Raw genomic sequence first — 24013 nt, 5'->3', positions numbered from 1 at the left:
TTCCGGTGGCCGTGTGCCACAACACGCGCATTCCGCGCTGCAAGCTCTTGACGGGCAAGGCCTACCACGGCCGCTGCGCCAGCAAGCGCAGTTGGTTTTACGGCCTGAAAGTGCAGGTGGTGGCAACCAGCGACGGCATTCCCGTCGAGTTCCACATCCACGCCGGGGCCGAGTCGGAGCAAACCGGCCAGCGCGGGCTGCCGTTGGACCTGCCCATCGGTAGCGTCCTGTACACCCATGCCGGCTACACGGACTACGTGGCCGAGGACCTCTTCCACGAGGCCAGCGGCAGCCAGCAGGTCACGGCTCGCCGCACGAACAGCACACGGCCGCTGCATCCGGCGCAAGTCTTTCTGCTCCAGTATTTTCGCAAGGGCATTGAAACCTGTTTCAGCCAGCTCACGGCCCGCTTTCCCAAGCAGATTCACGCCGTGACAGCCGCCGGATTCGCTCTGAAAATTGCCCTCTTCATTTTCGCCCACACCCTCCACCAAGCCGGCTTATAGCCCGCAACTTGGGTTATTATAGCATTATCACTATTTTAAGCTAGATTTGAGCAGTTCCGCCTTGTCTGCCGGCCTACACGCCTGCTTCCGCGTTTTTCTCGCCCACCATGCTACCACAGGAATACATATTGAGCGGGGCCCTGGGCCTGGCGCTGGCCGCGTGCAGCGGCTTTCGGGTATTTGTGCCGCTGCTGGCCGCCAGCCTGGCTTACCGTACTGGGTTGCTGGCTCCTTCCGCCGGCTTTGCGTGGCTGGGCAGCTGGGCCGCGTTGGGGGCGCTGGGCACGGCTACAGTGGCCGAAATTCTGGGCTACTACTTTCCGGTGGTCGATAATGTGCTGGATACTATCACCACGCCCGCATCGTTTATTGCGGGCACGGTGCTTATGACGGCCGCCCTCCCCGACCTCGACCCAGTGGTGCGCTGGGGCCTGGGCGTGCTGGTAGGTGGCGGCACGGCGGGTATGGTACAAACCGGCACGGCGCTGTTGCGGGCGGGCTCTACTGCCACCACCGGCGGCCTCGGCAACCCCGTACTGGCCACCGCCGAAAACACCCTGGCCATTCTGGGCTCGGCGCTGGCACTGCTGCTGCCGGCGCTGGCCGCCGCCGTTATGCTGGCGCTGGTGCTGTATATTGCCACCCGGCTGCGGCGCTGGCGCCAGCGCCGCACGCAACGCCGGGGAGCGGCTTCGGCCCTGGCGGAAAGCTGACTTACCATTTACCTGCTTCGTTTGCATGGCTTCTGACTCTCTTCCTGCCCGCGACCTGCTAGAGGCGTATACCGGCCAGGTACGGCTACGTGTATGCGGGCTGCTCGTGCACAACGGCACGCTGTTGCTCACCGCGCACCGCGGCCTGCTGCCCGATGCGCGCCCTTTCTGGTCGCCGCCGGGCGGAGGGTGGCAGTTCGGCGAAACCATTCAGGAGTGTCTGCGGCGCGAGTTTCGGGAAGAAACCGGATTGGAAGTAGTGGTGGGCCGGTTCCTGCACCTGCACGAATATCGAAGCGACGACCTGCAGGCGCTGGAGCTGTTCTTTGAGGTAACCCCCACCGACCCCACCGCCGTGCCCCGCCTCGGCTCCGACCCCGAGCATGCTGCGGACGCACAACTGCTCACGGAGCTGGCGTTTGTGTCTACCCGGCAGCTGGTGGTGCTGCCGGCTCCGCAGGTGCACCCCGTTCTGCGCCAGATTATCAGCACCGACGACGTATTTATTCCGCAGGTTCGGTTTCAGCGGTAACGAACGGCAGTGTCCTGGCTGGTAGTAGCCGCCATAGCTGCCTTTTGTACCTTTACCCCTTCCCGCGCTCCTGCTGCTTCGCCTTACTATCTGGTTTCCGTGTCTTCTGCCTTTCCCGCTTCTACTGCCGTGCCCGCGTTGTCTTCTTTGCCTGCCCCCACGGTGCTGCACCGCCTGCGCGATGAAACGCTGACTCCGGCAAACCTGGCGGCCTACAACCTCTACCTGACCGCCGGCCCGGCTGGCCTGCGGGTGGGCATTGCCGATGTGCGCCGCAACAAGTTTGTAGTGCTGGAAGAATACGCGCCGCAGTCGGCTACGTCGCTGGGCGGGCAGTTCCAGGCGCTGGCGGCCCACCACGACCTGCTGGGCCTGGCGGGCTGGAACCACGTGCGGCTGGCCGTGCAGAACCGGCACTTCACGCTGCTGCCCGCGCCCTTGTTTCGCGCCGGCGACGAAGCCGCGTATCTGCGCCTGCACCACTCCGTCGATGCGCAGCACGAAACCGTGCACTCGTACGCGCACCCGGGGCAGGAGCTGGTGAGCATTTTCGCGGCCGAAAAGTCCCTGACCGATTGGTTTCGTACCGTCTATCCTACCGGCACGCTCCTGCACCAGACCAGCAGCCTGCTCGAAGGCCTCATGCACCAGAGCGACCCGGCCGCCCCGCGCCGCCTCTACCTGAGCATCGGGCACCTGGAGCTGACGGTCGTGGTCATCCGGGACAAGCGGCCGGAGTTCTGCAACGTTTTCGCCTTCAGCTCGCCGGAAGACCTGATTTACTACACCATTCTGGTGATGCAGGAGTTTCAGCTCAACCCCGACCAGGACCCCATAGTTGTGTGGGGCGACCTGATGCACGATTCGGAGCTGTTTACTATTCTGCGCAAGTACATCCGCCATATCAAGTTCGGCAACCGCCCCTTCGACCTGGGCTACAGCTACCGCCTGAACGAGCTGTTTGAGTACCGTTTCTTCGAGCTCTACAGCCTGCACCTCTGCGAGTAAGTGAGTAGCTGAGCAGCGGAGTAACTGAGTACGAACATACTCAGTTACTCCGCTGCTCAGCTACTCTCTACTCAGCTACTCACTTACTCAGCTACTCTCCATGCGGATTGCCCTTTTTCCCGGCTCCTTCGACCCCTTCACCAACGGCCATCTGGATGTGGTGCGGCGCGGCACGGTGCTGTTTGATAAGGTCATTATTGCCATCGGCAACAACAGCAGCAAGAACCGCTACCTGCCCGTAGAGCAGATGACGGAGATGATAGCCGAGGTTTTCCGCGACGAGCCGCGCGTGGAGGTGCAGTCCTACAAAGGCCTCACCGCCGATTATGCCCGCGAAGCAGGCGCCCGGTTTCTGCTGCGCGGCCTGCGCAACACCACCGACTTCGAGTACGAAAACACCATTGCGCAGGCCAACCGCCACGTAAACCCCGAGCTGGAAACCGTATTCCTGATTACGTCGCCGGCGCTGGCGGCCATCAGCAGCACCATCATCCGTGAGATTCACCGTTTCGGCGGCAACGTCGATGATTTTGTGCCGTTCAGGCTGCCGGCTTTCGAGGGCTGAGTGCGAGCAGACAAAAACGAAAAAGGGCACCGCGCTAGTTACGCGGTGCCCCTTTCTGCTTGCTGGGAAGCCCGATTTAGTTGTTTTTCGTGACGCGCAGGCCTACGGTGCTGCCAGGGTTCTGGGGGTCGGTAATGGGCTGCACGGTGTAGCTGGCATCGGTCAGGCTGAGGTTGGCGCGGCGCATGAGCTCATCTTCGTCGCTGCCCAGCACCACCAGGTTGTTCACTTTGCGGGTACGGGCGTTGTAGGTGGCCACTATGGTGGTGCCGTTCTTCTCGAACGTATTCACCCAGTCCTCCCCTTTCGTCGCCTTCATCTGCTCGGCAGTAGGCTCCAGCCCGATTTTCTGGTCCTTGGTTTCGCGCGGAGTTCCCAGGCTGCGGCGCACCTGGTCGATGTTGCGGCCAACGAGCAGCGGCAGGTTGAGGCCGCCGGGCGCTACGGCTTCGGCGCGGCCCGTGGCGGGCGTGTCGGCTTCGGAAGCAGTCTGGGAACCGGTGCAGGCGGCCAGGCCGCTCAGCAGCAGCGCGGCAGACAAAGAGAGAAACGAAAGGCGCATGGAGAGTAGAGAGCTAAAACTTAGGTGGCCGATGGTTCGCTGGCGGGCGTCGAGCCCATTACTTCGCTGAGGTAGTGGCGCATGACCAGGGAAATGCTCGAATACGACTCTTCCAGCACGGCCAGGGCCTCCTGCGGCGTCATCCAGCGCACTTCCTCGATATATTCTTCCGCCTGGGGTTTCATCAGCGTGTCGTCGAGACAGCGCATGACGTACCAGTTGGTTTTCTTCAGGATTTTGTTACCGTTGTAGGCGTAGGAGTGCCAGGTGCTGGGCAGTTTCTCGCCCAGTTCCACCGCGATGTTGCACTCTTCTTCCACTTCGCGCAGCGCCCCAATGGCCGGGTCTTCTTCCTTCTTGAGCTTGCCCTTGGGCAAATCCCACTTCCCAAGTCGGTAGATCATCAGCACTTTGCCATCTTTCACCACGAGGCCGCCGGCCGCTTTCACGATGCGGAACTGGTCTTTGAGATGCAGAATCAGCCGCTTTTTCTTGCGGGCCAGCATGGTCAGCGACTTGAGCTTCTTAAGCTTCTTCACTTCCATCAGGCGCAGCAGCCGGTCCACAAATACGTCCGTGACGTCGCGCACGAGCACATCCCCTACCAGATCCTTGGAGATGAACTCATCTTCCGGATTCAGGATCAGGTCGTACTTGTGCTTGTATATTTTCTCGCTGTTTTTCTTGATAATCAGCGGAATATCGTTGATGAAGACGTTCATCGCGGGGCAAACAGGAGAAGCAACAAAAAGAAACCAGAGCCAGGGGCGGCCACAAAGCACAGCATAAATATCGGCAAACGAAAACCGGCCCCAGGAGGGGCAAGATACGGGATGCGCACCGTTGTGTTGTGGTGGCCCCCACGAATATCGTGAACCCGGCTGCCCCGGTGCCTGCCCGTGCCCAGGGCCCCGCCGCCACCGGCCGGCCAGCGGAGCGGGCCACCACCCGCAACGTGCTTGGCAGCACGCAGAAGCCGGGAGTTTGCCGGGCACGGGCCATTTCCGGTCCGCCTCGGCAGCCTTACCTTCGCCTTATGAAAAAAATTGGTCTGCTCTCCGACACGCACAGCTACCTCGATGACCGGATTCTGCATCATCTGCGTGGCTGCGACGAAATCTGGCACGCCGGCGACTTCGGGACCAGCGCCGTGGTTGAGGAACTGGAAACGGTGGCCCCTCTGCGCGGCGTGTACGGCAACATCGATGGCCGCGACGTGCGCCTGACGCAGCCGCTGGTGCAGCATTTTGAGCTGGAAGGCCTGTCGGTGCTCATGACCCACATCGGCGGCTACCCGGGCCACTACAGCCCGGCGGCCCGGCCGCTGCTGCAGGAGCACCGCCCCGGCCTGTTCATCAGCGGCCACTCGCACATCCTCAAAGTGATGCCCGACCCGCGCCTGCAGCTGCTACACCTGAACCCCGGCGCAGCTGGCCGCCACGGCTTCCACAAGGTCCGCACGCTGCTGCTGTTTGAAGTAGCGCAGGGCAAAGCGCAGCAGCTGCAGGTAGTAGAGCTGGGGCCGAAATAAACCGCCCAACGGCTGCCCGGGCACAAAAAAAGCGTCTTTCCCGGGTGGGAAAAACGCTTTTGAAATTTCTGACCAAAACCCACCGACACCGGGGGCAGGCTGCCAGACGGCGCTTGCTTACGCAGCCGTCGTAGCTTCGCTCTTGTTGAAGCGGGCTTTCAGTTCTTCGATGTCCACGTTCTTCAGAACGGGAGTCAGGAGGAGTTGCTTAATCACGCGCTGCTTGTTGTTAGCGCGGGCAATGTTCTTGCGGTGCTTCCGCTTCAGACGGGTAACGCTCATTTTTTCCGGGTCGGTTAAGGTCTTTCGGTAATTGAGGGGCAAAAGTAACGACTAAATTTGACACCGGGAAACCTTTCCCCTATTTCCGTTCTCTAAACTCATGACAGATTCGATAATTGACCTGCGTTCTGATACCGTGACGCGCCCCACGCCAGCCATGCTGGATGCTATGTTTCAGGCCCGCGTCGGCGACGATGTATACGAAGAAGACCCCACCGTACGGGCGCTGGAGCAGGAAACTGCCGCTCGTTTCGGGCTGGAAGCCGGCCTGTTCTGCCCCTCCGGCACCATGACCAACCAGATTGCCATCAAGGCCCACACCGAGCCGCTGAGCGAAGTAATCTGTGAGCAGACCTCGCACATCTACCTCTGGGAAGTGGGCGGTATTGCGTTTCATTCGGGCGCTTCGGTGGCGCTGCTGCCCGGCGAGCGGGGCCGCCTGACGGCCGCGCAGGTGGAAGCTGCCATCCGGCCCGTAAACGTACATTACCCAACCACCAGCCTCATTTCGCTCGAAAACACGCACAACCGCGGCGGCGGCAGCTGCCACGAGCTGGCTGAGCTGGAAGCCATTGCCGAAGTAGCCCGGCGGCACCGCATTCCACTACACCTCGATGGCGCCCGCATTTTCAACGCGCTGGTAGCTACCGGCCAGCAGGCCACCGAGTACGGCCGCATCTTCGACACTATTTCGGTGTGCCTGAGCAAGGGGCTGGGCGCGCCGGTGGGCTCGGTGCTGCTGGGCAGCCAGGCGTTTATCCAGAAAACCAAGCGTATCCGGAAGGTGATGGGCGGCGGCATGCGGCAGGCGGGCTATCTGGCCGCGGCCGGCCTCTACGCGCTGGAACACAACGTGGAGCGCCTCCGCGACGACCACCGCCGCGCCCGCCAGCTGGGCAGCATCCTGCAGGCCCAGCCCTACGTAGCCGAGGTGCTACCCGTTGAAACCAACCTCGTGATATTCCGCCTGCGCCCCGATATGCCGGCCGAGAAGTTTCTGGCGTATCTGGAGCAGGAAGGCGTGCGGGCCTCCTCGTTTGGGCCGCAGATGATTCGCTTCGTAACGCACCTGGACATAGACGACACGATGCTGCAGCGCGTAGAAAGCGTATTGCGGCACCTGGCATCCTGAGGCGCCCGGTAGCTTTCATGTAACCCCTTCGTCTGTTGGAACTCTACAACACCTTCGCGCTCCTGCTGGTCGTGGCGGCCTCGTTCGGCTACCTCAACCACCGCTTTCTGCGGCTGCCCGCCACCATTGGTATCATGGTGCTGGCCCTCATTTTTTCGCTGGGCGCCGTGGCGCTGGGGGAGTTGCAGGTGCCGTGGGTGATGCAGGTGAGTGAGATGGTGCGCAACCTCGACTTTCATGCCGTGGTGATGCAGGTAATGCTGAGCTTTCTGCTGTTTGCGGGGGCCATACACGTGGATGTGCGCGCGCTGGGCAGCCAGCGGCTGCCGGTAGCGGCATTGGCTTCAGCGGGCACCATTCTGTCCACGCTGCTCATCGGCACTACGCTTTATTGGCTGCTGCCCGTGTTCGGGATGCCGCTGGACTACGTGTACTGCCTGCTGTTCGGCGCGCTCATCTCCCCCACCGACCCGATTGCCGTGATGGGCATTCTGAAAGAAGCGCGCATCGACAAAATCCTGGAAATCAAAATTGTGGGCGAGTCGCTCTTCAATGATGGCATTGCGGTGGTGCTCTTTGTGAGCTTGTTTCAGATAGCCGAAGCCGGCCGCGAAGCCGCCACGCTCAGCGTTGTCGGGCAACTCTTCCTGCGCGAAGTGGTGGGTGGTCTGGCCTTGGGCGCCGTGCTCGGCTACGCCACCTACCGCGCCCTGCGCACCATCGACAACTACCAGGTGGAAGTGCTGATTACGCTGGCGCTGGTGATGGGCGGCACGGCCCTGGCTGCCTCGCTGCACACCTCGGCGCCGCTGGTAATTGTGGTGGCCGGCCTGATTGTGGGCAGCAAGGGCCGGCAGGCCAGCTCCGATGAGTCGCGCGACTACTTGGATAAGTTTTGGGAGGTGCTCGACGAGATTCTGAATGCCGTGCTGTTCGTGCTCATCGGGCTGGAGTTGCTGGTACTGCGCATCAGCCGCACCACACTGCTCATTGGCGCCGTCACTATTGGGGTGGTGCTGCTGGGCCGGCTGCTGTCGGTGGCGGTGCCGCTGGGGCTGCTGCGCCGCTGGTACTTTTTCGACCGGCCTACGCTGCGCATCCTCACCTGGGGCGGGTTGCGCGGCGGCATATCGGTGGCGCTGGCCCTTTCCCTGCCCGATACCATGCCGCGTGAGTTGATTGTGGGCATTACCTACGTGGTGGTGATATTCAGCATCATTGTGCAGGGCCTCAGCCTGGGCCCGTTGGTGAAGCACCTGGGACTGAGCACGGGGCCGCCTGCTTCCGAAGAATCCGGACACTAATCAGCCTCCGCAATGGCCGCACAGGACGTATTTGTGATTGGGGACGTGCACGGCTGCCTCCACACGCTGGAGGCGGTGCTCCAGCATTGGCGGCCCGAATCGGAGCAGCTGATTCAGGTCGGCGACCTGATAGACCGGGGCCGTTACAGCCCCGAATGTGTGGCGCTGGCTATCAGTTTGGAAGTGCGCCATCCGGGTCAGACGACTTTTCTGAAAGGCAACCACGAGGCGGCCATGCTGCGCCACTTCGGGCCGGCCGGGCCTTATGCGGGCTGGTTGCGCTGGGGCGGCCGCAGCACGGTGCAGCAGTATGAGGCGTGCCCGGCGCTGCTCGAGCCGCACCTTGCGTGGCTGGCCCGCCGGCCCCTCTACTGGCAAAGTCAGCACCTGCTGATCAGCCACGCCGGCTTCGCGGATACGCCCCACCAGCTCGACGAAGACCATCCGGATGGCCTGCTCTGGCGGCGCGGGCCGCTGCTGAACATGGGCCGCCGGCAGGTTATCGGGCACACCCCCACCAACGGCGACCCAACGTATGATCCGGCCACCAATGTGCTCAATATTGATACCGGGGCGTGCTTCGGGTTTGCGCTGACCGGCGTGCGGCTGGCGGCTACGGGCGAGTTGCTGGAGGAAATCATCATTCACACGCACCGCGCCGATATTGCTGCTGAGTAGCGTTTTTCTATCCAGTTTCTCTGAGCTATGGCTTCTGTTCCCCATACCCCGGCCTTTGCGCCAACCTCCGCCGAACCATCACCCGATGAGGCTATCCGCCACCTTTCGCAGGCCGACCCGGTGCTGGCGGGCATCATTGCGCGGGGCCGCCCGATTCAGCCATCTGCTCACGAAGATTTGTACCTGGCGCTGCTGCGGGCCATCGTAAGCCAGCAGATTTCCACGAAAGCCGCGGCCGCTATCTGGCGCAAAGTGCAGGCCCTGTTTCCGCCCGACGGCTACCCCGAGCCGCTGGCGCTGGTTGAGCTGACCGATGAGGACCTGCGCACGGCGGGCATCTCGCGGCAGAAAGCGGGCTATCTGCGGGCCATTGCGGACTTCGCCCTGCGCGACCAGCTCGACCACGCCCACCTGAGCCAGCTGCCGGAAGACGACTTCACGCGGCACCTCACCCAGATAAAAGGCGTCGGCCGCTGGACCGCTCAGATGCTGCAGATGTTCGCGCTGGACCATCCCGACGTATTTGCGGAAGGCGACCTGGGCGTGCAGAACGCCATGCGTCGCCACTACGGCCTGCAGGAAACCGACCGGGCGCTGCTCAGGCGCATGACGGAAATTGCCGAGCCCTGGCGGCCCTACCGCAGCCTCGCCTGCAAATACCTGTGGCAGTCACTGGACAATACGCCGGCCCCGGAGCAGTAAGGCCGGCTACCGGCGTTTCTGCTCTTCCTCGGCGGCCTCCTCGCGGCGGGCGTCGCGCACAGACAGGGCCATGGCCACGAAGATGCCCAGCAGCGGCAAACAGAACCCGATCAGCAACCAGCGCAGCAGCGGCCGGCCGTGCATGTGGGCAATGTAGGCCGTTACCAGCGCCGAAAACGACGCCACCAGAAACAGACCAACGGCAAACGCAAATTCATCCATAGCGCAAAGTTAGCGCACCTTGCCGCGCTTCACCAGATACGCGTACAGAACCTTGTCGAAAGGCTCCCGGATATCGACGGGCACGAAGTCAATCTTGTACTGGCCGCAGCGCAGGGCCAGCTCATGCTCGTAGGTGCGCATGGCGGCGCGGTACTGCTCCCGCACCTGAGCCGGCTGCAGCTTCACGGTTTCGCCCGTTTCGATGTCCTCAAACACGTACGGGCGGTCCTGGAAGTCGAAATCGGCCTCCGTGGCGCGGTCCATGACGTGGAACAGCAGCACTTCGTGGTGCTGGTGGCGCAGGTGCTGCAGCGCGGCCAGCGTGGCGGTTTGCTCCTCCGGGGCGCGGCCCAGCATATCCGAAAAGAGGATTACCAAGGAGCGTTTCGGAATCTGCTGCGCGATGGTATGAATGACACCCGACACGTCGGTGGCGGCGCGGGCCGGGCCGGCCGGGCGCTCCAGAAGCTGCTGCAGGGCCAGCAGCAGCGTGTGGCGGTGGGTGCTGGTAGAGCGCACCGGCGTCTGCAGCTCCACTTGGCTGGCAAATGTCACTAGGCCCACGGCGTCGCGCTGCTTCTGGAGCAGCGTGGTGAGGGCGGCCGCGCACAGTACCGCAAACCGCAGCTTGTCGTGGCCGGGCTCGGGGTAATACATGCTGGGGCTCACATCGAGCAGCAGGTGGCAGCGCAGGTTGGTTTCCTCCTCGTAGCGCTTCACAAACAGCTTATCGGTGCGGGCAAACACTTTCCAGTCGAGGTGGCGCGTGCTTTCGCCCGGGTTGTAGAGGCGGTGCTCCGAGAATTCCACCGAAAAGCCGTGGTACGGCGACTGGTGCAGCCCCGTAATGAAGCCTTCTACCAGTTGGCGGGCCAAAAATTCCAGGTTTTCGAAGGAGCGAACAGCCGCCAGGTTAAGGGGTTGAGCCATACAATATCAGCAAAAAAGCAACGCAGACCGGCCGGAAAAGAGAGGCCGACACACCAAAGAAACAAAGAAGCGGGAAAGGTGACACAGGTATAGGCACAATTAGATATACCGCAGATTCCGTCTTTCCATATTCCAACAAATAGCTGCTTCTGTGGGGCCGCCTACCTATCCATATATTAAGCTTCTTCAAGATAATCAAGGATTTATAACAGAAACAGTTACTCGAAATTTTTATATCATCGGGAGTAGTTGTACTTTGGGCTGAAATTCAAGCATCTTGGAATAACAAAACTTTACTGAAGTTCCCGTGGAAGACCGTCACGACCAGGAAGAAATCTACTCCCAGCGCATTAAAGCAGGCAAACGCACGTACTTTTTCGATGTGAAAGCCACTCGCGGCCAGGACTATTATCTAACCATTACGGAAAGCAAGCGCAAGCTCCGCGACGACGACACCTTCTCGTATGAGAAGCACAAGATTTTCCTGTACAAGGAAGATTTTCTGAAGTTCGTGGACGCCCTGCAGGATGCCGTGGAATATGTGCGCGAGGAACTGCTGACTGCCGAAGAGGTAGCCGAGCTGGACCGCCCCCGCCCCGCCTACGAAGAGCGGGAAGCCGGCTTCAACCCGAACCGTGCCGACGACAACTTCTAAGCCTCCGCCAGCCTAGCGAAACAGCCTTACAAAACCACAATTTGTTTTCAGCAACACGGCGCGCCCGGCTTCGGCCTCGGCGTGCCGTGTTGCTTTCCGGCCACCGGCCCCGTCTGTGCTCGATTAGCCTTGCGGTAGCAGACGGTTCGTTTGCACCGTGCTTTCCCCGGAAAAGCCCCGTACCTTTGCCCCCGAATTGCGCGGCTCTGCCCCATTCACACATCTATTCATCCTCTCACTCACTGTTATATGGGTCTCCGCTGCGGTATCGTCGGCCTGCCGAACGTCGGCAAATCCACGCTCTTCAACGCTCTTTCCAACGCCAAGGCCGAATCGGCCAACTACCCGTTCTGCACCATCGAGCCGAACGTAGGCGTGATTACCGTGCCCGATGAGCGGCTCCAGATTCTGGAGGCGCTGGTGAACCCCAAGCGGGTGCTGCCCACCATCATCGAGTTTGTGGACATTGCGGGCCTGGTGAAAGGCGCTTCCAAGGGCGAAGGCCTGGGCAATAAATTCCTGGCCAACATCCGCGAGGTAGATGCTATCATCCACGTTATCCGCTGCTTCGACGACCCCAACATCGTGCACGTAGCCGGCGGCGTTGACCCCGTATTCGACAAAGACGTTATCGACACCGAGCTGCAGATCAAGGATCTGGAGAGCGTGGACAAGAAGCTGGCGAAGTCGGAACGCTCGGCCAAGGGCGGCGACGCCGTAGCCAAGAAGGAAGTAGCGGCCCTGCAGAAGTTTAAGGCCGCGCTGGAAGACGGCCAGAACGCCCGCGCCGTGCAGGCCACACCCGAAGAGCTGGAGGCCGTAGCCGATTTGCAGCTGCTCACCATCAAGCCCGTGATTTACGTGGCCAACGTGGACGAGGCCAGCGCCACCACTGGCAATGCCCACACCGCCGCCCTGCAGGCCCACGTGGCCCAGGAAGGCGCCGAGGTTGTGCTGGTATCGGCCGCCATTGAGTCGCAGATTGCGGAGATGGAAGACCCCGAGGAAAAGGAGATGTTCCTGGCCGAATATGGCCTCACCGAATCGGGCCTGAACCGCCTGATCCGCGCCTCCTACTCCCTGCTCAACCTGATTACGTACTTCACGGCCGGCGTGCAGGAAGTACGCGCCTGGACCATCCACAAGGGCGACAAAGCCCCTGCTGCGGCCGGCGTTATTCACTCCGACTTCGAGAAAGGCTTTATCCGGGCCGAGGTGATCAAGCTCGCGGATTACCAGGAGTACAAAACCGAGGTAAAAATCAAGGAAGCCGGCAAAATGGCCGTGGAAGGCAAGGAGTACGTGGTGCAGGACGGCGACATCATGCACTTCCGCTTCAACGTGTAATTGAACATACCTGCCCGTCATGCTGAGCTTGCCGAAGCATCTCTACCGCTTCGTCGTAGTTCTGATTAGTTAGCACTGCGGTAGAGATGCTTCGGCAAGCTCAGCAGGACGTTCTTTCACTCCCCTCTAACCGACTTTTCATGGACGTAAAAGACAGCAACGGCAACCTGCTCGCGGAAGGCGACTCGGTGACGCTCATCAAGGACCTGAAAGTGAAAGGCTCGTCCTTGACACTCAAGCGCGGCACAGTGGTCAAGAACATCCGTCTCACCAACTCACCCGCCGAAATTGAAGGACGCGCTGGTGGCAGCACAATGGTGCTCAAAACCGAATTCCTGAAGAAGGCCTAACACCACTGTTTCTTCAATAGCAACTAGTAATTTAAACGCCTCAGCCAAATAAATCGACTGAGGCGTTTTTGCTTGTTGACCTATTCCAAATGGCTACTTCCTCGACATTAGAGCAGTATATCACAGCCCCCTTGAAGTTGGCTTTAGGCCAGACATTAACGGGCGTTTTCTACCACGATGTAGCTGAAAAACAATGGCTAACCACTAATTTTCAAGGTACTGATATAATAGCCCAACAGGTAGAATTAATCTTTGGGTCAGGCCTGCGCCTGTATTGTGGTTGGGATACTGTCAAAGAATGGAGCCAGTACAGCCTTTGCGTATCGCAGCAGAGCTTTTGTCTGGAAGCCATTGTTTTTACGGCTAGTCCAGATTACTGGCAGCAACGCATTGGCAAACCACTCACGTCTTATTCAGTGTATGGCTATAAAGAATCGACATGGCATACAGCAGGTGGCTCAGTTGAGAGAGTACATCTTAATGAACCACACTTAATTGTTTTACATTTCGATTCTTCCTTGGTTGCAGTTGCAAATTATACCGCCGAAGAAGATTTTCATCCACGATTTCCATTCGGTGACGATGTATGGATTCTGTTCGAACAAGTGGAAATTGAAGAGCATATACAAAGGCTAGGCTTCGATAAACTTGAAGCATAACGCTTTTTTCTTAAAGCCAATTATCTGCTACTTCCCTACTACCTTAAACAGCATGCCGGCCGTCATTTTATCGGAGGTTTTCATGCCGTTGAGGATGGCCATTTCCTCGTGGCGCTTCGATGGGATGCCATTAGCGGAGAGGGCCTGGGCCAGCGTCTGGCCGGCTTTGGCGGTTTTGATGCGCACCTTCTCAGGCTGGCGGTTCAACTTGGCAGCATCCGTCAGGCGCTTGTAGCCCTGGGCCGTGCGCTGGAACTGCGGCGCGTAAGTGTTGAAATCGTTAGGCGAGGTGAGGCCGACGAAAGCATACAAATTCTGGCCGTCCTGGATGATGAAGCTGAGCGTGCGGGCCGTAATGGCCTGCTGGCCGGTTTGCTGGTCCTGCCCCACCTGGTCGCCCTGGATGGCAATAGCCTGGAAGCCGTTGATAGTCGTTTTCTGAGCCTGGGCGTTCTGGATTTTCAGCTGCTGCACCAGAGCCTGGGCCGTTTCATCGAGGCCTTTGTTGCCGGCGGGCAGCAGCACGATAACCGCTTTGCCGTTGGGCTCGGCCATCTGAAACTGGCTGGGCGAGTTCTGCGACTTCCAGCCCTGCGGCACCGGAAACTGGAATTTCAGGTCGGGGTGGTAGAAAACGCTGCTTTCCACGTAGCCCTCGCGCGGGTTGTCGCCGTAGGGCAGGCCCTCAATCATGCGCAGGTACTGGTCGCGGTTGACGGCCAGCTGGCGGCCGGCCTGCTGCTCGGCCTGCAGCGCCATCTTCTTCACATTCTGGTACCGGTCGGCGGAGTTGGGGTGCGACGACAGGAACGTGGGCACGGTGGCCGCGCCGCTGCTTTGCTCGGTGCGCGCAAGGGTCAGGAAAAAATCGGCCATCGAAGCCGGGTCGTAGCCGATGGCGCTGGAGTATTTCACGCCCAGCTTATCGGACTCGTTTTCGTCGTCGCGGCCATATTTGAGCAGGCCCAGGCCCACTACCTGCGAGGCCGGCTGCGCAATAGATGCTACCCGCTTCGACAGGATGGAGCCCAAAATCAGGGCGCCGTTGGCAATGGTGGAGCGGGTCTGCTGCTTCTGGCCGTGGCGGGCCGTAATGTGCCCGATTTCGTGGCCGAGCACCCCGCTGAACTGCGCCTCATTGTTGAAATGCGCCATGATGCCGCGCGTGAAATACACGTGGCCATCGGGCGTGGCAAAGGCGTTGATGATGGGCGAATCGACGATAGTGAAGCCTTTTACATCAGCAGGGCGGTCGGAAATCCGACCCATCTGCATGCCTTTGGTGTCGATGTAGCTCTGCAGCTTGCTGTTATCGAGCAAGCCGAACTGGGCAATAACCTGCGGATCGGGCTGGGCACCCTGCACCGGCAGCACCGGACGCGTAAGAACCCGGTGAGAGACGGCCGGGCGGGCGCTGCCCAGCGGCAGCAGTACGGCCAGCAAAGCACCGGCGCGCAGCATGGAAGAGAGAGTAGGTTGCATGGCAGGGAAAGTAGAGCGGGAAAGGAATAGGACTGCAACGAACCTCAACAGGGCAAAGGTTACGCTGCTGCCTCAGGCAGATGCTACTACTGTGCCAGTTTCCCCCGCTCCGGCTCGGGCACTAGCCCACTACGCCCCAAGCGGCTCAGGAAGCCGGGCGTTTTTCCTGCTCCTCGAGTTGCTGCTCCTCCAGCTCCAGCGCCGTGGGGCGGCCGTGGCGGCGGTCCAGCCAGTCCATGACGGGCGTGGCCAGGGCACCGTGCAGGATGATGGAAGTGAGGACGGTGAAGCCGGTGATGGCCCAGAGCTCAGGAGCGTTGGGGAAGTCGTGCTTGCTCAGCGCGTAGGCCAAGTAGAAGAACGAGCCGATACCACGAATGCCGAAAAACGAAATCACCAGCCGCTCGGGCCAGCTCACGCGGCTGCGGCCCAGGGTCAGGATGCCGCCGATGGGGCGCAGAATCAGCAGCAGAAACAGGCCCAGCGCTGCCCCCGACCAGGTGAGGGGCGCCAGCAGCCCGCGCACGAGTGCCCCACCGAACAGAATCAGAATAACCACGATAAACAGCCGCTCCAGCTGATCCGTGAATTCGTGCATCTCGGTGTGGTATTCGTGGCTTCGCTCGTGCCCCCGCAGCGTAACGGCGGCAATAAACACGGCCAGGAAGCCGTAGCCATGCAGCAGCTCAATCAGCCCGTAGGCCGTGAGCGTAACGGCCAGCGCCACAAACCCATACGCTTCGGGGTTGATGCGTATGCGGCGGGGCAGATCAAAAATCAGGAAGGACAGCACCTTGCCCGCCAGCCAGCCGCCCCCCACGCCCACGGCCGTGCGGTACAGCACATCCATCCAGGCCCAGTGAAACAGCTGCTCCGAAAAAGGCAGCAGCGCCGCGGGCAGCAGGAGCGCCGCCAGATGCACAAACGGAAAGGCCAGCCCATCATTGAGGCCGGCCTCGCCGGTGAGAGCAAAGCGCACGTTGTCTTCGCCGCCTTCGCCGGGCTTGCCCACCTGCACGTCGCCGGCCAGCACGGGGTCGGTGGGGGCCAGCGTGGCGGCCAGCAGCAGCGCCGAAGCCGGTAGCAGCCCGCCCAGCCGCCACGCTACCACCGCATAAATACCGATGGTGATGACCATGAGCACCAGCACCAACTGCAAAGGAGCCCGCCAGCGCCACAACGAAAACTTCCGGTCAATCTTGAGGCCGGTGCCGGTCAGGGCCACCGTCACGCAGATTTCGGTGAGGTGCGTAACGAACGAGGAATGCTCGATTGGGTCGGGGTTGGGCAGGCCCAGTGGCAGCCAGAATACCAGCGCCCCCAGCGCTACAAATACGATAGGATAGGAAAGCGGGTACTTGCGCAGCAACGACGGCAGCCAGGCCACCGCCAGAATAGCTACGCCCAGCACCACCAGAATCAGATTGTAGAGCGACATAGGCAGGGAGAGTGAGCAGAACAGTCCTCCCTTTACGCAGCCTCACCGCATTTAGCTACCCCACGCGGTCCGCCCCAACGCCTGCCCCGCCCCGACGCCGGAGGCGTCGGACCAGTTGCCGCCTGCCCGGCCCTCGGCTTGGCCGCCTGTTTTTCACCCACCGCAACGCTCACAACGGCCGGTTATCGTTGCTCCATCTTTGGCCCGGCCAGCAACCTGAGGCTCCTTACCGCTCGGGCAACGACCGGTCGGACGCCTCCGCGTCGGACCGGGGTGGGCTCCTTACGGCCGGCGACTGTTAAAGTCGATACTCTGGTAGCCGATCAGCAGGTCGGCGCGGGTGCCGGGCGGGCGGTAATACACCAGCAGGTCGTACTGGTTTTCGGTTTCCTGGTGGCTTCCCTCCCACTGCACGCTGTTGGGTCCCTGCGGGGTCTGGGTGGCGTAGATGAAGTTGTAGTAGCCCTGCTTGAGCAGCGCGTGGCCGCTGTAGAGCTGCTTTTCGGCGTCGTAAGTCAGCCGGAACTCGTCCTTGAGCTGCCAGTCGGTGAGGGCGCCCAGCACGTATACGGGGCCGGCGGCCGGCTGCGGGGCCCGCAACTGAAACGTCACGTCGAGGTAATCGGCGTTGGTGGCGCCGTTGCCGTACTCGCGGCTCTCAATCACGCGCTGCCCGTTGATGTCCTCGAACTGCGTGTAGCCCTGCCCGTTGCGCGAGGCATCGGGCTGCAGCAGCGCCTGCCGGGGCGAGGCTTCGGCATTGAGCCCCGCCACCCCAATGCCGATGGAGCGGAACGTGCGCAGGTCAAAAAACCGGAACTCGCTCAGGGCCGGGAAGGCGTTTTCGAAGTTGAAATACTGGTAATCGAGCTGCCGGTCGATGTCGCGCACGAAGGTGGGGCGCAGGTTGTACTTGGCATTGTCCCAGCGGAAATTCTGGCGCAGCACCACTTTCACTTCCTGCGCCGGATTCACGAGCTGCATGCTGTAGCGGATGCCGAAGTCAATCTGCTGCAGGGTGTAGCGCTCCTGCCCGCCCACCGGAATGCCCTGCTTCATCGAAATCTGCACGCTGTTGTCGTACACCAGCAGGCGGCGGCTGAGCAGCGGCGTGCCCCCGGCACCCTGCACCACCAGCAGGTAGTTGCCGCTCAGTTTCACGCGCGGCGCCCGCATGCTGTAGTGGTAGTAGGGCACTTTCGTGTTGACGGAGGTGCGGTAGTTGGTGATGAGAATGTCGTTTATCTCGCTCAGAAACTGCATATCCGTCAGGATGGACGGCTTCCAGTCGGCGTCGCAGTGCACGAGTTTGGCCGTCAGGCGCTGGCTCTGGTCGCCGAGCAGGTCGAACTCCAGCACAATCGGCTGGTCCTGGCTGAGCGGCACCACGGGCGGCGTAAATATTTCGTTGGTCGTGCCCGACTGCACGTAGCACAGCACGGTGCGCACGTTGGGGTCGTACACGTAGTCCTGATAGCGCAGGGTTTTGTCGGCGTAGTACTCCGTGGAGGCCACCTGCCCGGTGGTGGCGGGCCGGCGCGCGGCGTTGGGGTCGGTGATGGGGGTGCCGAGCGGCACGCAGGCCGCGGCAAGCAGCAGAAGCGGAAGCAGGAAGGCAGAAAGACGCATAGCGGCGAAGGTAGCGCGAAGCTTTTGCTTCGCGTCTCGGTGAACGATGAATAGTGGCAGGCCGTGGCAGAATAGCTGTTTTCCGCTACTCCCCTTCTCTGGTGTGCGATGACCGGCACAGCCACAGCGACGTGCTACCCGCTGCGCCCCACCACCCGGCGGCAGCCCCCAACGGCGCGCCCACTCCCTGCTACGCCCCCAGCCCGGCCCCCGAACCCCCATCCGCCCCGCCCGAAACCCTGAAAACATCTGTTGAAAGACCTTCGGTTGCTGTTGAAACAACTTCGGTCACTGTGGAAAGAGCTTCGGTTGCTGTAGCTAGAGCTTCAGGCATTGTTGGAAGACCTTCGGTTACAGTGGATGGAGCTTCGGTTGCTGTTGCTGGAGCTTCGGTTGTGGTGGATGGGCTTTTGGTTGCGGTGGATGGGCTTTTGGTTGCGGTGGCACTTTGTACAACGGCCATTATCCTGCCCTTTGCCACGCATCCGTTGGAAAGCAGCGCCATCGGCTGTCTTCCGCTATGGCACCTTCGGTAACTGTCCCGAATGGTATTCGCAGTTTCGGTAATAAGAATGGCACCACTTTCGGGTAACTGTAACCCATTGACAGCACTAAAAAAGCCCCGCCCGAAGCATGTAGCTTCCGGCGGGGCTTTTTAAATAGGCGAGGCTGGCGTTTACATTTCGGCCAGCATTTCCCAACGGTCGTTGAGCTGGGCCAGCTCCTTCTTCACCTGCTCGAATTTGAGGGTGGCATCTTTGAGCTGGGCGGCGTTCTGGTAGATCTGCGGGTCGGCGAGCTGGGTTTCGTAGCGGGCCAGCTCCTTCTCGCTTTCCTCGATCTTCTTCTCTACCTCGGCCAGCTCCTTCAGGGCTTTTTTCTGGTCGGGCGACGGGGTTTTGGCGGGCGCGGCTTCTACTTTCTTCTCCTCCCTGGGCAGCGGCTTGGGGGCCGAAGGCGAAGGCAGGCCGGCTTTCTTGGCGGCCTTTTCGCGGTCTTCCTGCCACTGCTCGTACTCGGCGTAGGTGCCGGGGTACTCCTTCAGCTGGTAGTCCTCGATGTACCAGATTTTGTTGGCCACATTCTCCACGAAGAACCGGTCGTGGCTAATCACGATGTAGGTGCCCTGGTACTGGTCGAGGGCCTGAATCAGGATGTTCACCGACTGCATGTCCAGGTGGTTGGTCGGTTCGTCGAGGAGCAGGAAGTTGGCTTCCGAAATCAGGGTTTTGGCCAGCGCCACGCGGCTTTTTTCACCGCCGCTCAGCACCTTGATTTTCTTGTACACCTCGTCGCCGGTGAACAGGAACGAGCCCAGCACCGAGCGCAGCTCCATTTCCGAGCGTTTCGAGCCGGCTTCCACCATTTCCTGCAGAATCTCGTTCTCGATGCGCAGGCTTTCCAGCTGGTGCTGCGCGTAGAACGACATGATGACGTTGTGGCCCAGCTGGTGGTTGCCGTTGGTGGGCGCTTCCTGCCCCGCCACCAGCCGCATCAGCGTGGACTTGCCCTTACCGTTGGCTCCGATGAGGGCAATTTTGTCGCCCCGCTCGATGTGCACGTGCGTGTCGCGGAAGATGATTTTGTCGCCGTACTTCTTGCCCACGTGCTCCATGCGCAGGATGTGGCGGCCGGGCGTGACGGTGAAGTTGAACTTGATGTTCACTTTGGCGTCGTCGCCGGCCACGTTTTCGATGCGCTCCAGCTTATCGAGGGCCTTCACGCGGCTCTGGGCCTGCTTGGCCTTGCTGGCTTTGGCCTTGAACCGCTCAATAAACCGCTCAGCCTGCTTGATCTGGGCCTGCTGGTTTTCGAAAGCGCCTTTCTGGATGGCGTTGCGCTCCTCCTTTTCTTCCAGATAGTAGGAGTAGTTGCCGGCGTAGGGCACCAGCTTGCCGCCTGTCACTTCCACGGTGGTGTTGGTGGTGCGGTCCAGGAATTCCCGGTCGTGGCTGACGATGATAACGGCACCTTCGTAGCCGGCCAGGTAGTTCTCAATCCACTTGATGGAGGGCAGGTCCAGGTGGTTGGTGGGTTCGTCGAGCAGCAGCAGCGAGGGTTGCTGGAGCAGGATTTTGGCCAGCATCACGCGCATGCGCCAGCCCCCCGAAAACAGCTTCAGCGGACGCTGCAATTCTTCGGTCGTGAAGCCCAGACCTTCCAGAATCTCTTCGGCGCGGGCCTGCATGGTGTAGCCGCCCAGCGCCTCGAACCGCTCCTGCAAATCGGCCAGCTTCTCCACCAGGTCGTCGGTGTAGTTGGTTTCGAACTCTACCAGAATGGCGTCGATTTTCTTCTGCAGGTCCAGCGCCTCGGCAAAGGCCTGCATGGCCACCACCAGAATGGATTCGTGCGAGTCGTAGGAGAGCAAATCCTGGTTCAGGAAGCCCAGGCTTACGTCCTTGCTCATGGAGATGCTGCCGCCGTCGGGCTTGTACTCGCCCACCAGAATGCGCAGCAGCGTGGATTTGCCCCGGCCGTTGAGCCCAATCAGGCCAATCTTATCCTTGGGTTTGATGTGCAGGCTGGCCTTGTCGTAGAGGGTACGGGAGCCGAAATGAAAATCTAAGTCAGTAATCGAAATCATCCTACTTTGCAGAGCTTTGAAGCCGCAAAGGTACGGGTTTGGCGGGAGGGCATTACTGTTTCTGTAGCGTATTACGCGTTTACCAACCATCGTGACCGGAACCATTCGTCTGCTGCTCACTGCCTTCCTCCTGCTATCGAGCAGCATAGCTTATTGTCAGGGTGTTTCTGAGCCGTTTATTCTGCAGCAGTTGCTCGATTTGCCAGAGCTGCAACAGTATTTTCACATCGATTTGCCCGGCCGACTGCCACTCAAACTGCTCCGGAACTCAGATGAGTCGCAGGGCTTACAGCTAGAGAAATTTGGCCGGCCAGTACTGCTTCTTACCCCTGCCCAGGCAAAGCAGCAGGCAGTGAAAGACTACGTAAATATTCGGAAGATACCCGCCCACGCTACCGCTGACACGCTCACGTACACGCTGGCTTATCCTATCGAGGGGGCACTCTGCCGGGCGCGCTTCGTTAGAAAAAAGGCGGGCTGGATTATGTACGACTATAGTTTAGTAGAGCAATAGGCACGGCCGACACCCGCAAATTCCCATCTTTGCCCTACATACCTGCCCTCCATTTCGTACCGTTCCGCATGAAACCGTTCCTGCTTGCCTCGCTACTCCTGACTCTGGCCGCCTGCAGCTCCACCGAACGGGAGTCGTCGGGCCGGGGCATGGCCGAAACCATTCCGGCTGATATCAAGAGCGAGGAATCCACGACGGAAACCGTGGGCGAAACCGGCCGCAACCACGGCTACATCCGGCGCTTCTATCAGCAAGGCGGGCAGTATTTTGTGGATGTGGACTACATCCAGTTTCTGAGCGGTGAAGCGGCCGTAGCCGCTGCCCGTCGCAAAGGCGACGCGGCCGTGGACGTGGTGAACGGCGACACCGTGTACTCGGTCTTCAACGACTATTACATCGTGAATGACAATGCGCAGGTGCGCACGCTCCGGCTGGACGATGAGGCGAAATTCACGTTCTGGCGCACCGGCGAAAACGGGCTGGAACGCTACCCGGCCACGGCCGCCAAAGTGCAGGCCAACGTGCCCAAGGTGCTCACCCTCTCTCCGTTCATCATTGAAACCCGTCAGGGCGTTGTAACCAGCCTCTCAGAGCAATACGTGCCGTAAGTGGTACAGAACGGCGGGCCGAGTTGGCTGTAGTGTGCGGAAGGCTCGTATAGGAGTGCATCTATCCATCCCTTACGCACCCAGACTATGGCAACCAACGCCCCCGCCCAGACGCCCGAAGAAAACGATGACCGCACCGCCCAGGCTGCCAAAGGCCAGCAGGACGGCGGCACGGTAGGCCAGAGCAGCGGCCGCCCCAGCTACGGCAGCGGCGGCTACGAGCTGAACCTCGACGATGAGCAAGGCGACGAAGGGGGCTCCGGCAGTGCGTCTTCCGCCACCAGCAAAGCCCCGCGCGAGGCGTCGGAAGACGACAAATAGCTTGCTGCTATATCTACAAAAATGCCCTCTGAGCCTTGGGTTCGGAGGGCATTTTTGTTGCGTGGCAATCAGGCAAGGGGGCGGCTTAGCCTACGAATGGCGCCCGGAACTCGGGAGCGTTGCGCTGCTTCGAGGCCTGCTCGTAGGCATAGGCCAGCGCCAGCAGCACCGGCTCCTGATACGCGCCGCCCACAAACGAGAGCCCCACCGGCAGGCCGTGCGCCTGCCCCATCGGGACGGTGATGTGCGGGTAGCCGGCCATGGCCGCGGGCGAGGAAAAGCCGGGGCCCTTCCAGGAGTCGCCGTTGATGAGGTCGAGGCAGGGCGCGGGGCCGTTGGTGACGGCTACTACAGCATCGAGGCGGTTTTCGCGCAGCACGGCATCCAGCGCCGCCTGGGCGCCGCCGTGCGACTTGCGTAGGGCGGCCTGATATTTGGCGCTTTGCAGGCCCTCAGTCTTCTCGGAAGCTTCCAGAATTTCCTGCTGGAAAAACGGCATAGCCTTCGGCTTATTCTCAGCATTGAACCGGATAACATCAGCCAACGATTTGACGGAGGCATTGGCGCCGGCCAGGTACTTGTTCAACCCGTCCTTGAACTCGTAGAGCAGCACGTCGTATTCCGCCTCGCCCAGCGGGTCCGTCAGCTTTTCCACCTCCACTTCTACCACCGTGGCGCCCTGGGCCCGGAGCAGTGCCACGGCCGCCTGCAGCAGCGGCACTGCGTCGGAGTTGCCTTTCAGGTGGCCTTTTTCCACGCCCAGGCGCTTTCCTTTCAGGGCGCTGGCATCCAGAAACTTCGTGTAGTCGGGCTGGGCTTTGCCGGCACTTTGCTGCGTCACGGCATCGGCAGCATCTACTCCGGCCAATGCGCCCAGCAGCAGCGCCGCGTCGCGAACGGTGCGGGCCATGGGGCCGGCCGTGTCTTGGGTGGCGGAAATCGGGATGATGCCGGAGCGGCTCAGCAGCCCTACCGTGGGCTTGATGCCGACCAAACCGCTGCACGAAGCCGGCGACACCACCGAGCCATCGGTTTCGGTGCCGATGGCCACGGCGCACAGGTTGGCCGCCACCGCCGCACCCGAGCCGGAGCTGGAGCCGCTGGGCGTCCGGTCGAGGATGTACGGGTTTTTGGTCTGGCCGCCGCGGCTGCTCCAGCCGCTGGTGCTGCGCGTAGAGCGGAAATTGGCCCACTCGCTCAGGTTGGTTTTGCCCAGCACAATGGCACCCGCCTCGCGCAGCTTTTTAATGATGAAAGCGTCCTGCGCGGCTTTGTGCCCGGCCAAGGCTACGGAACCGGCCGTGGTTTGCTGCTGGTCGGCCGTATCGATATTGTCTTTCACGAGCACCGGAATGCCGTGCAGCGGGCCGCGCAGCTTGCCCGCTTTGCGCTCCTGGTCGAGCTGGTCGGCTATGGCCAGGGCGTCGGGGTTGGTTTCCAGCACCGCTTTCAGCGTGGGGCCGGCCTGGTCGATGGCAGCAATGCGCTTCAGGTAGAGCTCCGTGATGGAGCGGGCCGTTTGTTTGCCGCTGCTCATCAGCTCCTGCAATTCCGCAATAGTGGCCTCGTGCAGCGCAAACGTGTCGTTGGGCGCTACTCCGGTAGCAGCCGCGGCAGCCGCGGGTTTGTCCTGCGACGAGCAGGCGTCAAGCGCAAACGTGGAAAGGGCCAGCCCGGCCAGGGAACTGTTGCGCAGGAATATTCTTCGGTTCATGAGGGAATTTTTCGGGTAAGATAGAACAGATAGGGGCGCCGT

At 60.9% G+C, this 24013-nt stretch carries 27 protein-coding genes; 17 read left to right on the top strand and 10 right to left on the bottom strand.

Annotation, left to right across the window (positions count from 1 at the left end):
- The 5 genes from BUE15_RS11040 to coaD all read left to right on the top strand — a co-directional run.
- Positions 1–506, top strand: a 506-nt coding sequence (locus tag BUE15_RS11040) for a transposase (RefSeq protein WP_317614841.1), incomplete at its 5' end; no start/stop codon positions are given.
- A 107-nt stretch (positions 507–613) separates the two neighbouring features.
- The gene (locus BUE15_RS11035; protein WP_073284575.1) at positions 614–1219 is read left to right on the top strand and encodes a DUF4126 domain-containing protein; all 606 of its coding nucleotides are present in this window, start codon (positions 614–616) and stop codon (positions 1217–1219) included.
- Between the two features lie 25 nt (positions 1220–1244).
- Positions 1245–1751 (top strand): NUDIX domain-containing protein, encoded by a 507-nt coding sequence (locus BUE15_RS11030; RefSeq protein ID WP_073284572.1) that lies wholly within the window; start codon positions 1245–1247, stop codon positions 1749–1751.
- A gap of 99 nt (positions 1752–1850) precedes the next feature.
- Positions 1851–2759: a DUF3822 family protein gene (locus BUE15_RS11025; RefSeq protein ID WP_170865238.1), complete on the top strand. Its 909-nt coding sequence runs from the start codon at positions 1851–1853 to the stop codon at positions 2757–2759.
- Positions 2760–2859: 100 nt separating this feature from the next.
- On the top strand, positions 2860–3324 hold the full coding sequence (gene coaD / locus BUE15_RS11020; RefSeq protein ID WP_073284566.1) for a pantetheine-phosphate adenylyltransferase: 465 nt from the start codon (positions 2860–2862) through the stop codon (positions 3322–3324).
- A gap of 76 nt (positions 3325–3400) precedes the next feature.
- Here coaD and BUE15_RS11015 read toward each other — a convergent pair whose 3' ends face one another.
- Together BUE15_RS11015 and BUE15_RS11010 are read right to left on the bottom strand one after the other, a co-directional pair.
- Positions 3401–3886, bottom strand: coding sequence for a hypothetical protein (locus BUE15_RS11015; protein ID WP_073284563.1), 486 nt, complete (start codon positions 3884–3886; stop codon positions 3401–3403).
- 20 nt (positions 3887–3906) lie between these two features.
- The gene (locus BUE15_RS11010; protein ID WP_073284560.1) at positions 3907–4608 is read right to left on the bottom strand and encodes an NUDIX hydrolase; all 702 of its coding nucleotides are present in this window, start codon (positions 4606–4608) and stop codon (positions 3907–3909) included.
- Between the two features lie 314 nt (positions 4609–4922).
- Between BUE15_RS11010 and BUE15_RS11005 the strand changes: the two genes are divergently transcribed.
- Positions 4923–5417, top strand: coding sequence for a metallophosphoesterase family protein (locus BUE15_RS11005; protein WP_073284613.1), 495 nt, complete (start codon positions 4923–4925; stop codon positions 5415–5417).
- 117 nt (positions 5418–5534) lie between these two features.
- On the opposite strand, the gene BUE15_RS21950 is transcribed toward BUE15_RS11005, so the two are convergent.
- Positions 5535–5699, bottom strand: a complete 165-nt coding sequence (locus BUE15_RS21950; protein WP_170865237.1) for a hypothetical protein — start codon at positions 5697–5699, stop codon at positions 5535–5537.
- Positions 5700–5799: 100 nt separating this feature from the next.
- On the opposite strand from BUE15_RS21950, the gene BUE15_RS10995 reads away from it, so the two are divergent.
- From BUE15_RS10995 to BUE15_RS10980, 4 genes are read left to right on the top strand one after another with little or no spacing between them, the layout of a single operon-like run.
- Positions 5800–6831 (top strand): threonine aldolase family protein, encoded by a 1032-nt coding sequence (locus BUE15_RS10995; RefSeq protein WP_073284555.1) that lies wholly within the window; start codon positions 5800–5802, stop codon positions 6829–6831.
- A gap of 35 nt (positions 6832–6866) precedes the next feature.
- A complete protein-coding gene (locus BUE15_RS10990) occupies positions 6867–8135 on the top strand; it encodes a cation:proton antiporter (protein ID WP_073284552.1) in 1269 nt (422 codons plus the stop codon).
- A gap of 12 nt (positions 8136–8147) precedes the next feature.
- A complete protein-coding gene (locus BUE15_RS10985; RefSeq protein ID WP_073284549.1) occupies positions 8148–8813 on the top strand; it encodes a metallophosphoesterase in 666 nt (221 codons plus the stop codon).
- Positions 8814–8840: 27 nt separating this feature from the next.
- Positions 8841–9515 (top strand): DNA-3-methyladenine glycosylase family protein, encoded by a 675-nt coding sequence (locus tag BUE15_RS10980; protein WP_084548981.1) that lies wholly within the window; start codon positions 8841–8843, stop codon positions 9513–9515.
- Positions 9516–9521: 6 nt separating this feature from the next.
- On the opposite strand, the gene BUE15_RS10975 is transcribed toward BUE15_RS10980, so the two are convergent.
- Positions 9522–9737: a hypothetical protein gene (locus tag BUE15_RS10975; protein WP_073284546.1), complete on the bottom strand. Its 216-nt coding sequence runs from the start codon at positions 9735–9737 to the stop codon at positions 9522–9524.
- 9 nt (positions 9738–9746) lie between these two features.
- Positions 9747–10667, bottom strand: coding sequence for a DUF58 domain-containing protein (locus BUE15_RS10970; RefSeq protein ID WP_073284543.1), 921 nt, complete (start codon positions 10665–10667; stop codon positions 9747–9749).
- A 307-nt stretch (positions 10668–10974) separates the two neighbouring features.
- Here BUE15_RS10970 and BUE15_RS10965 point away from each other — a divergent pair, with 307 nt between their 5' ends.
- The 4 genes from BUE15_RS10965 (at position 10975) to BUE15_RS21540 (ending at position 13678) form a co-directional block, all read left to right on the top strand.
- Entirely contained in the window at positions 10975–11322 is a 348-nt protein-coding gene (locus tag BUE15_RS10965; RefSeq protein ID WP_073284540.1) for a DUF3276 family protein, read from the top strand.
- A gap of 249 nt (positions 11323–11571) precedes the next feature.
- Complete coding sequence (gene ychF / locus BUE15_RS10960; RefSeq protein WP_073284538.1) at positions 11572–12669, top strand: redox-regulated ATPase YchF; 1098 nt, start codon at positions 11572–11574, stop codon at positions 12667–12669.
- A gap of 140 nt (positions 12670–12809) precedes the next feature.
- Positions 12810–13019 carry a zinc ribbon domain-containing protein YjdM gene (locus BUE15_RS10955; RefSeq protein WP_019947089.1) on the top strand — a complete coding sequence of 70 codons (210 nt, stop codon included), beginning with the start codon at positions 12810–12812 and terminating at the stop codon, positions 13017–13019.
- 89 nt (positions 13020–13108) lie between these two features.
- Entirely contained in the window at positions 13109–13678 is a 570-nt protein-coding gene (locus BUE15_RS21540; protein ID WP_139252226.1) for a hypothetical protein, read from the top strand.
- Between the two features lie 27 nt (positions 13679–13705).
- Here BUE15_RS21540 and BUE15_RS10950 read toward each other — a convergent pair whose 3' ends face one another.
- From BUE15_RS10950 to BUE15_RS10935, 4 genes are all read right to left on the bottom strand, one after another.
- Positions 13706–15160, bottom strand: coding sequence for a M48 family metalloprotease (locus BUE15_RS10950; RefSeq protein WP_073284535.1), 1455 nt, complete (start codon positions 15158–15160; stop codon positions 13706–13708).
- A 145-nt stretch (positions 15161–15305) separates the two neighbouring features.
- On the bottom strand, positions 15306–16598 hold the full coding sequence (locus tag BUE15_RS10945; RefSeq protein ID WP_073284532.1) for a cation:proton antiporter: 1293 nt from the start codon (positions 16596–16598) through the stop codon (positions 15306–15308).
- Positions 16599–16880: 282 nt separating this feature from the next.
- Complete coding sequence (locus BUE15_RS10940) at positions 16881–18227, bottom strand: type IX secretion system plug protein (protein ID WP_084548980.1); 1347 nt, start codon at positions 18225–18227, stop codon at positions 16881–16883.
- Between the two features lie 676 nt (positions 18228–18903).
- Positions 18904–20814 carry an ABC-F family ATP-binding cassette domain-containing protein gene (locus BUE15_RS10935; RefSeq protein ID WP_073284529.1) on the bottom strand — a complete coding sequence of 637 codons (1911 nt, stop codon included), beginning with the start codon at positions 20812–20814 and terminating at the stop codon, positions 18904–18906.
- Positions 20815–20905: 91 nt separating this feature from the next.
- On the opposite strand from BUE15_RS10935, the gene BUE15_RS10930 reads away from it, so the two are divergent.
- The 3 genes from BUE15_RS10930 to BUE15_RS10920 all read left to right on the top strand — a co-directional run bounded on the left by BUE15_RS10930 (position 20906) and on the right by BUE15_RS10920 (position 22257).
- Positions 20906–21328: a hypothetical protein gene (locus tag BUE15_RS10930; protein ID WP_073284527.1), complete on the top strand. Its 423-nt coding sequence runs from the start codon at positions 20906–20908 to the stop codon at positions 21326–21328.
- Between the two features lie 68 nt (positions 21329–21396).
- On the top strand, positions 21397–21936 hold the full coding sequence (locus tag BUE15_RS10925) for a hypothetical protein (protein WP_073284524.1): 540 nt from the start codon (positions 21397–21399) through the stop codon (positions 21934–21936).
- An 87-nt stretch (positions 21937–22023) separates the two neighbouring features.
- The gene (locus tag BUE15_RS10920; RefSeq protein WP_073284521.1) at positions 22024–22257 is read left to right on the top strand and encodes a hypothetical protein; all 234 of its coding nucleotides are present in this window, start codon (positions 22024–22026) and stop codon (positions 22255–22257) included.
- A gap of 85 nt (positions 22258–22342) precedes the next feature.
- Here the strand turns inward: BUE15_RS10920 and BUE15_RS10915 are convergent, their stop codons facing one another.
- Entirely contained in the window at positions 22343–23971 is a 1629-nt protein-coding gene (locus BUE15_RS10915) for an amidase (protein ID WP_073284518.1), read from the bottom strand.
- Positions 23972–24013: the final 42 nt, after the last annotated feature.

The organism is Hymenobacter psychrotolerans DSM 18569 (genome assembly GCF_900142395.1).
In the GTDB taxonomy this organism is placed as follows: domain Bacteria; phylum Bacteroidota; class Bacteroidia; order Cytophagales; family Hymenobacteraceae; genus Hymenobacter; species Hymenobacter psychrotolerans.
The sequence above is the reverse complement of the archived record's forward strand: the minus strand, read 5'-3'. Positions and strand labels throughout refer to the sequence as shown.